At 73.1% G+C, this 13,508-nt stretch carries 7 protein-coding genes and 1 pseudogene; 3 read left to right on the top strand and 5 right to left on the bottom strand.

Translation table 11 applies throughout. From position 1 onward, the window contains the following. Positions 1 to 27: 27 nt before the first annotated feature. Positions 28 to 984, top strand: a complete 957-nt coding sequence (locus QFZ71_RS22815) for an ornithine cyclodeaminase family protein (protein ID WP_307670027.1) — start codon at positions 28 to 30, stop codon at positions 982 to 984. Between the two features lie 84 nt (positions 985 to 1,068). Here the strand turns inward: QFZ71_RS22815 and QFZ71_RS22810 are convergent, their stop codons facing one another. Then, positions 1,069 to 1,302 carry a hypothetical protein gene (locus tag QFZ71_RS22810; RefSeq protein ID WP_307670026.1) on the bottom strand — a complete coding sequence of 78 codons (234 nt, stop codon included), beginning with the start codon at positions 1,300 to 1,302 and terminating at the stop codon, positions 1,069 to 1,071. A gap of 156 nt (positions 1,303 to 1,458) precedes the next feature. On the opposite strand from QFZ71_RS22810, the gene QFZ71_RS22805 reads away from it, so the two are divergent. Together QFZ71_RS22805 and QFZ71_RS22800 are read left to right on the top strand one after the other, a co-directional pair. Next, the gene (locus QFZ71_RS22805) at positions 1,459 to 2,469 is read left to right on the top strand and encodes a YdcF family protein (protein WP_307670025.1); all 1,011 of its coding nucleotides are present in this window, start codon (positions 1,459 to 1,461) and stop codon (positions 2,467 to 2,469) included. A 120-nt stretch (positions 2,470 to 2,589) separates the two neighbouring features. Then, entirely contained in the window at positions 2,590 to 4,893 is a 2,304-nt protein-coding gene (locus QFZ71_RS22800) for a FlgD immunoglobulin-like domain containing protein (protein WP_307670024.1), read from the top strand. A 172-nt stretch (positions 4,894 to 5,065) separates the two neighbouring features. Here the strand turns inward: QFZ71_RS22800 and QFZ71_RS22795 are convergent, their stop codons facing one another. The 4 genes and pseudogenes from QFZ71_RS22795 to QFZ71_RS22780 form a co-directional block, all read right to left on the bottom strand. Further along, positions 5,066 to 6,514, bottom strand: a complete 1,449-nt coding sequence (locus QFZ71_RS22795; RefSeq protein WP_307670023.1) for a hypothetical protein — start codon at positions 6,512 to 6,514, stop codon at positions 5,066 to 5,068. 65 nt (positions 6,515 to 6,579) lie between these two features. After that, positions 6,580 to 9,696: a glycoside hydrolase family 3 N-terminal domain-containing protein gene (locus QFZ71_RS22790; protein ID WP_307670022.1), complete on the bottom strand. Its 3,117-nt coding sequence runs from the start codon at positions 9,694 to 9,696 to the stop codon at positions 6,580 to 6,582. A 477-nt stretch (positions 9,697 to 10,173) separates the two neighbouring features. Next, on the bottom strand, positions 10,174 to 11,781 hold the full coding sequence (gene cimA, locus QFZ71_RS22785; protein WP_307670021.1) for a citramalate synthase: 1,608 nt from the start codon (positions 11,779 to 11,781) through the stop codon (positions 10,174 to 10,176). Positions 11,782 to 12,186: 405 nt separating this feature from the next. After that, positions 12,187 to 13,291: pseudogene (locus QFZ71_RS22780) on the bottom strand (branched-chain amino acid aminotransferase). Positions 13,292 to 13,508 lie beyond the last annotated feature (217 nt).

Here is a 13,508-nt window from a genome sequence, read left to right as displayed (position 1 = left end):
TCAGCGCCCTACCGGCAGAGTGGCCGGGTGACCCTGCTGCTGACGCGTTCCCAGATCACCGGGCTGCTCGACCCCGACGCCGTGATGGCCGGGCTGCGCTCGGGCTTCCTCGCGCCGGGTGCGGACGGTGTCCGGGCGCTGCGGGTGCGCACGGACCTTCCCGGACCGGGTACCGCGACGGCGCTGCTGCCCGGAGCGATCGACGGGGTTCCGGCCTACACGGTGAAGGTCAACGCGAAGTTCCCCGGCGCGGCTCCCGCGCTGCGCGGGCTCGTCTGCCTGCACGGCCTGGCGGACGGGGAGCTGCTGGCCGTCCTCGACTCGGCGACGGTCACGGCGTGGCGTACCGGGCTGGCGGCGGCGGTGGCGACGCACGAACTCGCCGCCGACCGGGCCGGTTCCGTGAGTGTCGTCGGGGCGGGCGCGCAGGCCCGGATGGTCCTGCGCGGGCTCGCCCGGCTCCGCGAGCTGACCGCGCTGACGGTGTGCGACACCGACCCGGAGCGGGCTGCCGCGTTCGCCGCGGAGCACGCACGCCTGCTGGGCGTCCCGGTCGGGACGGACGCCGATCCGCGCGACGCCGCCGCGCGCGGGGACATCGTCGTCCTGGCCACCTGGGCGCGGAACCCGTTGCTCGACGCGTCCGACCTGCGGCCCGGCATGCACATCACCACGCTCGGCGCCGACGAGCCCGGCAAGGCCGAACTCACCGCCGATGCCCTGCGGAGCGCCCTCACCGTGGTGGACGACGTCGAACTCGCCGTCGCCATGGGGGCGCTCGGCAACACCGGGCTGGGCGCGGACGCCGCGCACGGCACGCTCGGACAGGTGCTGCGCGGCGAGCGGGCCGGACGCGGGAGCAGTGACCAGGTCACCGTCTACGCCCCCGTGGGGCTGCCCTGGCAGGACCTGGCGCTGGCCTGGCCGGTGTACCGGGCCGCCGCCGGAACGGACACCTGTCCGCGGATCGATTTCCTGGCCTGATCGCCGACCGGAGCCGGTGCGGGAACGCGGACAGGGGCGGCCTTGCGGCCGCCCCCGTCGCTTCCCAACCGCTTCCCAGCCGCTTCAGCTGAGCTTGGCGCCTTCCACGGTGCTGGTGACCGTGCCGGCGGTGGAGGTGGTGGCCCCCGCCGCGCCCTCGACCAGCTTGCCGAGGTCGCCGACGTCGTCCAGCGCCCCCAGCGAGACGGCCGGTTCGGCGGCGTGGGCGGTGTCGCCGCCGCCCGGGTGCGGGGCGATGGCGGCGATGACCGCTCCGGTGGCGAGGGTGACGGCGGCGAGTACGCTTCGCTTCTTCATGCCGGGTTCAACGGGTGGAACCCGCAAAGGGCACGCTCCGCTCGCGCATCGCCGTGGCGGCTTCCCGTCGCGGGCCCCGGCCACGGGGCTCCGCCGCAGGTCACCGTAGGGGGAGGCGGCGTCGGGACGGGGCGGCGCGCTGCCTAGTCTGGGCCCATGGTGGTCTACGTCCCGGCGGCGCTCCTCTTCCTCGTCTTCTGCGTGAGCGTGCTGCGTGAGCGCCGCAAGTTCAGCAACGCCGTCGTCCTCGGGCTGGCCGTGCTCTGCGCGGCGGCCGGTCTGCTGTACCGCCTGGTCGCCTCCGACTCCGTCTCCACGCCCCTCGTGCTCTGGTCGCTGTTCGGCCCGGGGGCGGTGGCCGTGCTCGTGCTGACGTGCTTCCTGTTCCTCAACGGCGTACGCATGCTGCGCAAGGAGGGCAGGAGCCCGTCCAACCTGCTCTCCCTGCTGGCGGCACTGGCGATCATCGCCGTCATCGCGCTGCTGGCCACCGCCGCCACCGTGCGGACGCCGCTCCTGATCGGTGCGGCGACGGCGGCGGGCGGGCTGGCGGTGTACTTCTCGTTCCTGTTCCTGTGCTTCGTCTGCTACGCGTTCCTGTACGGGCGGCTGCGGGTGCGCCGCAAGGCCGACTTCGTGGTGGTACTGGGGTCGGGGCTGATCAACGGCTCCACCGTGCCGCCGCTGCTGGCGAGCCGGCTGGAGCGGGGGCGCGAGGTCCACGCGCGGCTCTCCCGGCGCGGCGGGTCCCCCGTGCTCATCGCCTCCGGCGGGCAGGGGCCCGACGAGGATCTGCCGGAGTCCCACGCCATGGCCGACCACCTGATCGCGCAGGGCTTTCCGGCCCACCTCGTCGAGCGGGAGGACCGGTCGCGGAACACCGAGGAGAACCTGCGGTTCAGCAAGGCGATCATGGAGGAGGCCGAGCCCGACTACCGGTGCGTCGTCGTCACGAACAACTACCACGCCTTCCGCGCCGCGCTCACCGCCCGGCGGGTCCGCATCCGGGGGCAGGTGGTGGGTTCGCCCACGGCCGCGTACTTCTGGCCCAACGCGACGCTCCGCGAGTTCACCGCGGTCCTCGTGGACTACCGGCGCAGCAACGCGGTGATGTGCGCGCTGATCGTCCTCGGCGGGGTGGCCGCCTGGTGGGCCGCCTGGAGGTAGCCATCCCGCCCCACCTCACCGCTTGCGCATTTTCCGGCCACAACTCCCTCACATACGAATAAGGTTGATCACGTTCGCATCGCAGATGTGCGACATCGGTCAACTGACAAGGGGGGTCAGGTGTCCCGACACCTGTACACGAACAGCCGCGTCCACCACCGGCGCAGCGGACGGGCCACGGGAGCGGCGGCGGTCGCGGTGGTGCTCGCGGCGGGACTCGCCACGGCGCTGCCCACCACCGCGCACGCCGCCGGGAAGGCGGAGGCGGCGGAGGTGCTGATCCCCGCGCCCGACGCCTTCGGCGAGGGGCCCGAGAAGATCCTGGCCACCGGCAGGTACGGGGCGCTGCACCGCGAGGGCGGCGGCGACTACCTCTGGACGAACTCGTACAACAGCCGGACCAAGGTCGTCCCCGAGCTGGCGGACGTGCCGGAGGAGCAGCTCGTGGGGGGCCACGACGAGCACAACCGGGCGATCTACACCCGGCCGCGGGCGGACGGCGGGACCGACATCGTCCGGATCGGCATCGAGGACCCGGCCTTCACCAGCACTTCCACGGTGCCCGCCCAGTACCTCAACCTCCGCTTCGCGGGCGGCTGGACGATCGCCACCGTCGACAAGGGCGACGGGACGTACGAGATGCGGGTGCCCCGGGGCGGGGACGTGTCGGCGGACCCCGTCGTGCGGCTGCCCGCCGGGGCCACCACCGACGCCCGGCCCGTGGTGCTCGGCGCGCAGGGCAGCGAGGTCCTCATCGGCTACCGCCTCGCGGACGGCTCGCCGGGCTACGGCATCCTGACCGCGTACGACGGCCGGGTGAAGCCGCTGCCCGTGACCGGCGACGCGAGCAGCTTCCGCATCACCCAGATGACCGTCAGCTGGTTCTCGCGCAACGGCAGCGGCGGTCAGGGGGTCCGGGTCCTGCCGCGCAGCGGCACGGGCACGCCGCAGGTCGTCCCGCTGGCCACCCAGTCCCCGGACAGCGAGGTCACCACGTTCGTGGTGGAGGACAACATCGTCTGGCACGAGGGGCTGGGCGGCCCGCTGCGCCTCACGCCCATCACCGGGGCGGACACCGAGCGCACGCTCCTGCCCACGGTGGAGTTCGCCCAGCTCCGGGCCGAGGGCTACGGGGGCGTCCTGGCGCTGGGCAAGGACGCCGAGGGCAAGCGGGCCATCCACTCGTTCCACCAGGACGGCAGCGGAACCGTCTTCGACCTGGTGATGCGCGAGGTCCCGAAGGTCAAGACGGCGGACGGCGCGATCGGCGCGCTGAGCCTGGACCGGGGGCGGCTGCGGTACGTCAACTCCCTGGTCGGCAAGGACACGTTGCACGGCACGGGCGTCGGGACCGGCCTAGACCCGGCGGAGGGCACGCGGCTCGCCGACTTCCCCGGTCTCGCGGCGGGCCGGTTCGCCGACGGTACGGACGAGGGGCTGGCCCGGCTGGTCACCGACCCCGCCACCGGCAAGGACGCCCTGGTCACCGGTGACGACCCGGACCGGCCGTCCGAGGCCCTGGTCCTGCCGGGCACGGGAGGCCGTATCCTCGGCGCCGCGCCGGAGTTCGTGCTGTACGAGGCGGGCGGCCGGCAGTACGTCGTGGACACCGCCCGCGACGTCGTCGTCCGCGACCAGCCGGCGCAGGGCGCGGTGCTGGACGGCGACCGGCTGATCAAGTCGGCCCCGAGCAAGCCGGGTGTGGTCAACGTGGTCAACCCGCGCACCGGCACGGTGACCGGGACCCACGACATCGGCACCGACTGCGTTCCGCGTGAACTCCAGCGCAGCGGCACCCTGCTGTACTGGAGCTGCCCCTCCGTGGACGCGGCGGGCGTGTACGACACGGCGACCCACCGCGACTACCCCGCCCCGGTCTCGGGCGTCCTGCTGGGCGACCGGTTCCTCGCCGCGCGCGAGGCGTCCGGCGAGCTGCGTCTGACCGCGCTCCGGCCCGACGGCTCGACCGGCGACCTGGGCACCGTGACGGGTCTGAAGACGCCCGCACAGGGCGACGGGCGCGGCACCACCTGGACCCTGGACGCGGACGCGGGCAAGCTCGCGTGGGTCGGGGCCGACGACACGGTCCACGCCACCGCCCCGCAGCAGGCCGTCTCCCCGCTGGGCGTCACCCACTCCGCCGTCCCCGCCACCTCCACGGGCACATGGGACGCCGCGTGGTGGCTGTCCAAGCCGGCCGCCTCCTGGAAGGTGACGCTGGTGCGCCGCTCGACCGGGGAGACCGTCCGCACCTGGACGGGCGAGGACACGCGCGGCACGGTACGGGTCGCGTGGGACGGCACGAACGCCTCGGGCGATCCGGCCCCGGCGGGCGGGTACACCTGGCGGCTGACCGCCGCACCGGCGGACGGCTCGGGCGCGGACACCACCGCGTCGGGCACGCTGCGGGTCACCACCGGCTGAGCGGGCCGCCCCGCCGTGCGGGCCCGGTCGGGCGCGCACGGCGGGGCGGCTCCGGGCGCGCACGGCGGAGCGGCTTCCGCTGATCACGGCGGGGGCGGCTGCCGGTGCTGCCGGACGTCCGGGCCGAAACCGCTCGACCGGACGCTGTGGGCGGACCCGGGCACCGGGGTGCTCAGAATCCCCCGCCGTCGAAGCCGCCGCCGCCCCCGAACCCTCCGCCGTCGCCGAAGCCGCCTCCGCCGAAGCCGGAGGAGTCGAAGTCGGAGCCGGAGAAGTCGCCGCCGCTCCAGTCGCCGCCCGCGCCGTCGCCTCCGCCGAAGTCGCCGCCGCCGTACTCGGAGGCGTACGCCGGGGTGGCGAGCATCGAGCCGAGCATGGTGCCGACCAGGAGGCCGGGGAGCAGGCCGCCGCCGAAGTAGCCGCCGGCCCAGGGGCCGTACGCCGGGCCCGCCTCCCAGTAGGGGCGGCGGCGGCCGTCGCCCACGTCGACCGTGCGGCTCATGGGGTCCTCGCCGCGGGCCAGGCGGGCTTCGTCCGCGGTACAGACCGGCACCTCGCGGGGCGCGCCGCCCGGCGGGGTCCAGCGGACGTCCGCGACCGAGGGGCCGTGCCGGGGGTCGAAGAAGCAGGGCGGGCGGCGGGCCGGGATCTCGCCGCCGGTACGGCGGGCCTCCAGGACCGCGAGGGAGTAGCGGCCGTCCTCCAGGGACTGGGTGACGCCCCGCACGTCCGAGGGGTGCGCGGCCCGGTCCATCTTCGTCCTGGCGCTCTCGTAGGAGTCCAGGGCCCGTTCGTAGTCGGCGCGCATGGCGTCGTCCGCGCCCTTCTCGGCGGGGTGGAAGTCGAGGCGTTCCAGCGTCTCGCCGTACGCGGTGATGTCCTCGTCCACGACGACCCGGAGCTTGTCGAGGGCGGCGCGCTCCTCTTCCTCCTTGCGGCGCTTGTTCCGGCGGGAGATCGCGTACGCGCCGGCGCCGCCCGCCGCGACGAGGGCGCCGAGGGTGATGAGGCCGCCGACCGGTGCGCCGGACCCGTCGCCCGCGCCGGAGCCGCCCGACCAGGAGGCGGGGGCGGAGCCGCGGGCCTGCTCGACGGCGCGGTCGACGAAGGCGTTCAGCTGGGCGTCGGTGTTCCGGGCGGTGGCCGGGTCCTTCACGGCGGCGGTGAGGTTGTCGACGGCCCGGACGGGCATGACCTGCGGGTCCGCGCCCGCGTCGAAGCCGTCGCCCAGGCGGACCGCGTAGACGCCGGTGATCCCGGTGTCGTTGCGCAGGGTCCGCAGCAGGGTGTCCTCGGGGAAGGCGGGGGTGTCGGGGAGGACGGCGACGAACACCGGTTTACCGGCGTCCGTGATCTTCTTCTCCAGGGCCTTCTCGTCGGCGGTGGAGAGCTGGTCGCGGGCCGCGGGGTCCACGTACACCGGATCGTCGCGCAGGGCGCGGGCGGCGTCCTGGACGGTCCCGGCGGGTGCGGGGGCGGCCGAGACCGACACCGGGGAGGTCGCCGAGGCCGACGCCGGGGAGGTCGCCGAGGCCGACGCCGGGGAGGTCAGGGCGAGAGCCGCCGCTGCGATGATGAGCAGCAGGCCCGCCAGCAGCGCGGGAAAGAGCCTTTTCCTCATACTTCACGCTACTCCAGGCGGGCGACGAACGCCGTCGCCCGCCCGGAGAGCGCCTGGACCAGCGGCTACGCGGCGCGGTACGCCGTCCGCAGCTTGGCCACCGCTCCGGTCAGGTCACCGGTGAGCAGCAGGTGGTCCGCCTCCGCGAACGGCTGGGAGACCGCCTGCGTGAAGGTGCCGCCGATCTTCTGCTGGACCAGCAGCCTGGCCCGGTCCACGATCGCCTTCCCCGCCGGGGTCTTCCCCAGCCCGGCCATCTCCGCGACCCCGGCAGCCACGGCGAGGGAGGCGAGCGTGAGCTCACCGCCGGCCGGAGGCTTCCTCAGGGTGGTCAGGCCCCAGCCGTAGGGGAACTGCGGGTCGTAGACCTTGTCCCCGACGTTGATCGGGAGCTGGGCCTCCGTCCTCGGCCAGGTCACCGGGGACTGACCGGTGAAGGGCCGCTTTCCGTAGAGCACGTCGGCCACGCCGTCGCCCTCGGAGCCGGGCAGCCAGGACGCCACGAGCGCGTCCATCTCCCCGAGCCGGTCGCCGATGAGCTGCGGGCGGCCGGAGACGACGAGGACGGCGCACGTCATGGCCGCGCAGACCGTGTCGATCGCCTTCTTGTCGGCGGCCGTCAGCTCCAGGTCGTGGCCGTTGCCGACGTCCCCGATGCCCTCGGCGTACGGGGTCTCGCCCACGACGACCACGCCGACGTCGTGGCCGTCCGTGGCGGCGGAGGCGTCCTTGGAGTAGGTGACGGCCTCGGGGCTCTCTGCCGCCTTCCTCATGCCCTCCAGGATCGTGGTGCCGGTGGTGGTCTTCCCGGAGGAACCCTGCCAGCTGATGGTCCAGCCGCCCGCCTGGTTGCCGATGTCGTCGGCGTTGGACCCGGCGACATACACCTTCCGGTCCGGCGTCAGCGGCAGTACCGGCTCCCCGTTCCGGTCGCCGTTCTTCAGCAGCACCTGCGACTTGGCGACCGCTTCGCGGGCCACCGCCCGGTGTGCGGCCGAGCCGACCTCGCCGAGGTGGGTGGTGTCCGCGTACGGCTTCTCGAAGAGGCCGAGGCGGAACTTCTGGGTGAGGATGCGGGCGACCGCGTCATCGATCCTGGCCCGGCTGATCCGGCCGGCCGCGACCTCGTCCTTGAGCGTCTTCGTGAAGTCCTGGTACGCGGTCGGGACCATGATCATGTCGAGTCCGGCGTTGACCGACGTGCGCACGTCGCTCGCGTAGTCGCCGGGGATCTGGTCGATGGCCTGCCAGTCGCTGATGACGAAGCCTTCGAAGCCCATCCGGTCCTTGAGGACACCGTTGATCATCTCGCCGTGGCCGTGCATCTTCACCGGGCCCTGGTCGTCACCGATGACGTCGAGCGAGGAGTACGACGGCATGACCGTGCCGACACCCCGCTTCACCGACTCCGCGAACGGGGAGAGGTGGACGGCCTCCAGCTCCTTCCGGGTCACCTTGGTGACGCCCTGGTCGATGGTGTACGAGCCGGTGGTGGAGGAGCCGTATGCGGTGCCGCCGTCCCCGACGAAGTGCTTGGCGCTGCCGAGCACCTTGTCGTTGCGGTGCAGGTCCTTGCCGGAGGGGCTGCCCTGCATGCCCTGGATGACCGTCTCCATGGCCTCGACCAGCGCCGGGTCCTCGCCGAACGCCTCGTAGGAGCGGCCCCAGCGTTCGTCGCGGGTGACGCAGACGCAGGGGGCGAAGTCCCACGGGACGCCGGTGGCGCGGACCTCCTTGGCGGTGACCGCGCCGGTCCTCTCGGCGCTCCTCGGGTCGCGGCCCGCTCCGATGCCGATGTTGTGCGGCATGATCGTCGCGCCGACGACGTTGTTGTGGCCGTGCACCGCGTCCACGCCGTAGATCAGCGGGATCTGGAAGCGGGTGGCCCGGGTGCGCAACTGGTAGGCATCGACCATCCTGGCCCAGGCGGCGGCCGTGTTCGGGGTGGGGACCGAGCCGCCGCCGGAGAGCAGCGAGCCGAGGTCGTAGGCGGCGATGTCACCGGGGGCGCGCAGCGCGTTGCGCTCGGCCTGGGTCATCTGACCGGCCTTCTCCGCCGGGGACATCCGACCCAGCAGATCCGCCACGCGCCGTTTCACGGGCAGTTCGGCGTTCTGGTACGGGAGTCCGTGGGCGTCGATGACGACCTGCGGGTTCTCCCTCGGGGCCTTCGCGCCGGTGACGGTCAGCTCCAGCGGGATGGTCCGCGCCTCGGACGGCTTCGCCGCTCTCGCCGTGCGGACGGTGACCTTGTGGCTGGTCCCGGAGGGGGTGCCGGCGGGGAAGGTGTGGCTGCCGGTGACCGGGGTGTAGTCCGTGCCCGCCTCGGCCGTGCCGCCCTTCGTGGCGTATGTGACGGTGACGGGCTCCTCGATGGGGGCGGACCCGGTGGTGGCGACGGAGAGTGCGAGGTCGGCGCTGTCGCCGTTCTTCACCGTGCGAACCGCCGTGTCGGTGACGAGGCTCGCGGTGAGCGCCGGGTCCGCCTTGCCGTAGAGCTCGACGGCGTCCATGGCGAACGCGCCGGGGGCGCCGCCGGGCAGGGTGACGGCGTAGCCCCACATCTCGTTCAGGCCGAGGACCTGGTCGATGCCGCCGACGGGCTGGTAGTCGGCCCGGTAGACGAAGTCCGCGAAGGGGATCTCGACGAGGTGCCACCCCTCCCAGTCGTCGGTGAACGAGGTGGTCCACAGCTCGGACGCGCCGCCGTTCGCGCCGCCGTCCTTGATCTCGAAGTTGACCCGCTTGCCGGAACCGGGCGGCAGGGGCGCGGTGTTCCGGCCGTACCACCAGAAGCGGATGCCCTGGTGGGCGGTCCAGTTCCGCGGCGGGGTGTCCACGGCGAACTCGTGGCTGAACCCGCCGTACGCGCTGATGTCGTAGGAACCTTCGAGGACCCGCTCGCCCTCGGGGGCGTCGGCGCGTTCGGTCAGCTTCAGCTTCGGGTGGTCGTCCGCGTCGCCGCCCCAGGTGAAGATCGCGTCGGCGGGCGGCTGTGCGCCGAGCGGGACCTCACCCTCGAAGCGGTCGACCAGGACGGGGGCGGGTTCGTCGGCGGCCGCCGCGGCGGGTCCGGTGGCCGATCCGGCGAGCAGGGTGGCCAGGACGGCAGCGGCGGCGATGGCGGCGGTCGCGGGTCTGCTTCTGCCCTTGCGGGGGCGGAGGTGCGGGGTGCGGAGCATCGTTGAGAGCGCTCTCTTCTCGGGGTCGGCGGGTCGGACGGTGCGACGGGGCTGGAGTGGTGGCGCATCACGTGAGGGAGCGGGGCGGACCGTGTCACGGCACCGCCGCGCGCCGCCCTCGGGCGGGCGGGTCCGGGGGTCGGCCGCGGCGGCATCCGACCGCTCACCGTAGCCGGACGCGTACGCGACGCCGCCCCTCGGCGGTCCGGCGGAGCGGCCCCGACGGCAGCCCTGCGCGCACGCCGCCCGTGGACCGCGCGGCGGCCGGGGACGGCCTTCGGCACCGGCTCCGGAACCGGTGCCGACGTTGCGGCTGGAGTCAACCGCGCCGATTCGGTGCCGTCAATACTTCACACCGAGATTGACTCCACCTCATCTCCCGTGCAGGCGACGGGCGTTGCGCGTTCACCTCTTGAACGCGCGCGAGCCGCCACCCGAGGCGGGGCGGCGGCTCGCGGAACGTCGGTCCCGGCGGGGCTACTCGGTGGGCTCGACGCCCGCGCGCAGCAGTCCGTAGGTGTACGCGTCCTCCAGCGCCTGCCAGGAGGCGGCGATGACGTTCTCGGCGACGCCCACGGTCGCCCAGTCGCCGGTTCCGTCGCCCGTGGTGATGAGGACGCGGGTGGTGGACTCGGTGCCGGTACGCCCTTCCAGGATGCGGACCTTGTAGTCGATCAGCTCCAACTTGGCGAGCTGCGGGTAGATCCGCTCCAGGGCGACCCGCAGGGCGCGGTCCAGGGCGTTGACCGGGCCGTTGCCCTCGGCGGTAGCGACGATCCGTTCGCCCTTGGCCCAGAGCTTCACGGTGGCCTCGTTGGCGTGGGTGCCGTCCGGGCGGTCCTCGACGATCGCCCGCCAGGACTCGGTACGGAAGTAGCGGCGGGCCCGGCCCTCGACCTCGCCGCGCAGCAGCAGTTCGAAGGAGGCGTCCGCGGCCTCGTAGGTGTAGCCCTGGAGTTCGCGCTCCTTGACCCGCTCCACGACCCGGCCGACCAGGGCGCGGTCGTCGCCGAGGTCGATGCCGAGCTCCTTGCCCTTCAGCTCGATGGAGGCGCGGCCCGCCATGTCGGAGACCAGCATCCGCATGGTGTTGCCGACCAGCTCCGGGTCGATGTGCTGGTAGAGGTCGGGGTCGATCTTGATCGCGGAGGCGTGCAGCCCGGCCTTGTGCGCGAAGGCCGAGACGCCCACGTACGGCTGGTGCGTGGAGGGCGTGAGGTTGACGACCTCGGCGATGGCGTGCGAGATGCGGGTCATCTCGGCCAGCGCGCCCTCGGGCAGCACCTTCATGCCGTACTTCAGTTCCAGGGCGGCGACGACGGGGAAGAGGTTGGCGTTGCCGACCCGCTCTCCGTACCCGTTGGCGGTGCACTGCACGTGGGTGGCGCCCGCGTCCACGGCGGCCAGGGTGTTGGCGACGGCGCACCCGGTGTCGTCCTGGGCGTGGATGCCGAGCCGGGCGCCGGTGGCCGCGATGACGGTGGAGACGACGGCCTGGATGCGCGCGGGGAGCATGCCGCCGTTGGTGTCGCAGAGGATGACGACCTCGGCGCCGGCCTCGTGGGCGGTGCGGACCACGGCCTCGGCGTACTCGGCGTTGGCGTGGTGTCCGTCGAAGAAGTGCTCGCAGTCCACGAAGACCCGGCGACCCTGCTCGCGCAGGTGGGAGACGGTGTCGCGGACCATCTCCAGGTTCTCCTCCAGCGTGGTGCGCAGAGCCAGCTCCACATGACGGTCGTGGGACTTGGCCACCAGGGTGATCACCGGGGCGCCGGAGGTCAGGAGCGCCTGCACCTGGGGGTCGTCGGCCGCGCTGCCGCCGGCCCTGCGGGTCGCGCCGAACGCCACGAGCTGGGCGTTCTCGAACGTGATCTCCTGCTGGGCGCGGGCGAAGAACTCGGTGTCGCGCGGGTTGGCCCCCGGCCAGCCGCCCTCGATGTACCCCACACCGAAGTCGTCCAGATGACGGGCGATGGTCAGCTTGTCGGCGACCGTCAGGTTGATGCCCTCACGCTGAGCACCGTCGCGCAGTGTGGTGTCGAAGACATGGAAACCGTCGTCGGTGGCCGTGGCCTTGGTGGTCATGCTGGTCTGACTCCTGTCGGATGAGTGGATCCGGACGATCGAGCTCCACTTGCCCCCGATCATCCCGCGCGCGCCGTCCCGGCCCGGATGGGGACCGGAAAACAAAAAACCCCTCGCGGGTGCGAGAGGTCTGCGCGCGGGTCTGGGGCACGGTGGCCGCACCGTACGGGGTGGTACGGGGCGGTCACTGCGGACCGGCGCGCCTGCTGCCAATAATCATGACGAACGAGGACACGGCAGAAGTCTGGCACAGCGTGCGCTCCGTGACGGCGGTGTCTCAGGATGCGGTCGTGACGCTGGTCGCATCCACGGCGGACGGCCCCTCCGCAACGGCCGCCGGACGCCGTCGGGGCCCGCGTGCCGGAGCAGGCGGGCCCTGACGGACGGGCGGGGGACGCGGACCCGCTAGCCGAGCGGGTGCATCCAGCCGTGGGTGTCCTCGACGACGCCGCGCTGGATGTCGAGGAGGCGCTCCCGCAGCTTCATGGTGACCTCGCCGGGCTCGCCACCGCTCTGGGTCCACTCGCCGCCCTCGGACTTCACCAGGCCGACGGGGGTGATGACGGCGGCGGTGCCGCAGGCGAACACCTCGACGAGGCTGCCGTTCGCCGTGTCCTCGCGCCACTGGTCGATGGAGACCCGGCCCTCCTCGGAGCCGTAACCCAGGTCGCGGGCGACCTTGAGGAGGGAGTCGCGGGTGACGCCGGCGAGCAGCGAGCCCGTGAGGGACGGGGTGACGATCTTCTTCGAGCCGTCCTCCCGGGCGTACACGAAGTAGAGGTTCATGCCGCCGAGCTCCTCGACCCACTTGTGCTCGACCGCGTCGAGGTAGGCGACCTGGGCGCAGCCGTGTTCGGCGGCCTCGGCCTGCGCGAGGAGGGGACGCGGCGTAGTTGCCGCCGGTCTTGGCGTCGCCCATGCCGCCGGGGACGGCGCGGACGCGGTTCTCCGAGAGCCAGATGGAGACCGGCTTCACGCCGCCGGGGAAGTAGGCGCCGGCGGGCGAGGCGATGACCAGGAAGAGGTACTCGTTGGCCGGCTTCACGCCGAGGCCGACCTCGGCCGCGATCATGAAGGGGCGCAGGTAGAGGGACTCCTCGCCCCCGTGGGCCGGGACCCACGCCTTGTCCTGCTGCACCAGCGCGTCGCACGCCGCGATGAACGTCTCGACGGGCAGCTCCGGCATGGCGAGCCGGGCGGCCGAGCGCTGGAAGCGGCGGGCGTTGGCGTCGGGGCGGAAGGAGGCGACCGAACCGTCGGGCTGGCGGTACGCCTTCAGTCCTTCGAAGATCTCCTGCGCGTAGTGCAGGGTCATGTTGGCCGGGTCCAGCGACAGCGGGCCGTAGGGGACGAGCTGGGCGTCGTGCCAGCCGCGTCCCTCGGTCCAGCGGATGGTCACCATGTGGTCGGTGAAGTACCGGCCGAATCCCGGATTGGCCAGGATCGCCTCGCGCTCCGCGTCGGACAGCGGGTTCGAGGAGGGCTTGAGCTCGATCGTGGGCGTCGTCATGAGTGCGTGTCCTTCACCGGTCTTGTGTGTGATGGACCGCGCTCACACCGTCTCGGCCCGACGCTTTCCGGTCAGGTCCTAGGACGTCCGAGCTTCACCGCGAGCCACGGCCCCGCGTTCGATTATCGCTTGCGGGGGGCCGTGCACGAAATGGTGTGAATGCGGTCCGGAGGTCGATGGTGGCACCCGGGGGCCGCACAGGTGAAGCCGCCGGGCG

This window comes from Streptomyces sp. V2I9, from assembly GCF_030817475.1.
In the GTDB taxonomy this organism is placed as follows: Bacteria; Actinomycetota; Actinomycetes; order Streptomycetales; family Streptomycetaceae; genus Streptomyces.
Note: the sequence above shows the minus strand (reverse complement) of the source record. Positions and strands in the feature narration are given on the sequence as shown.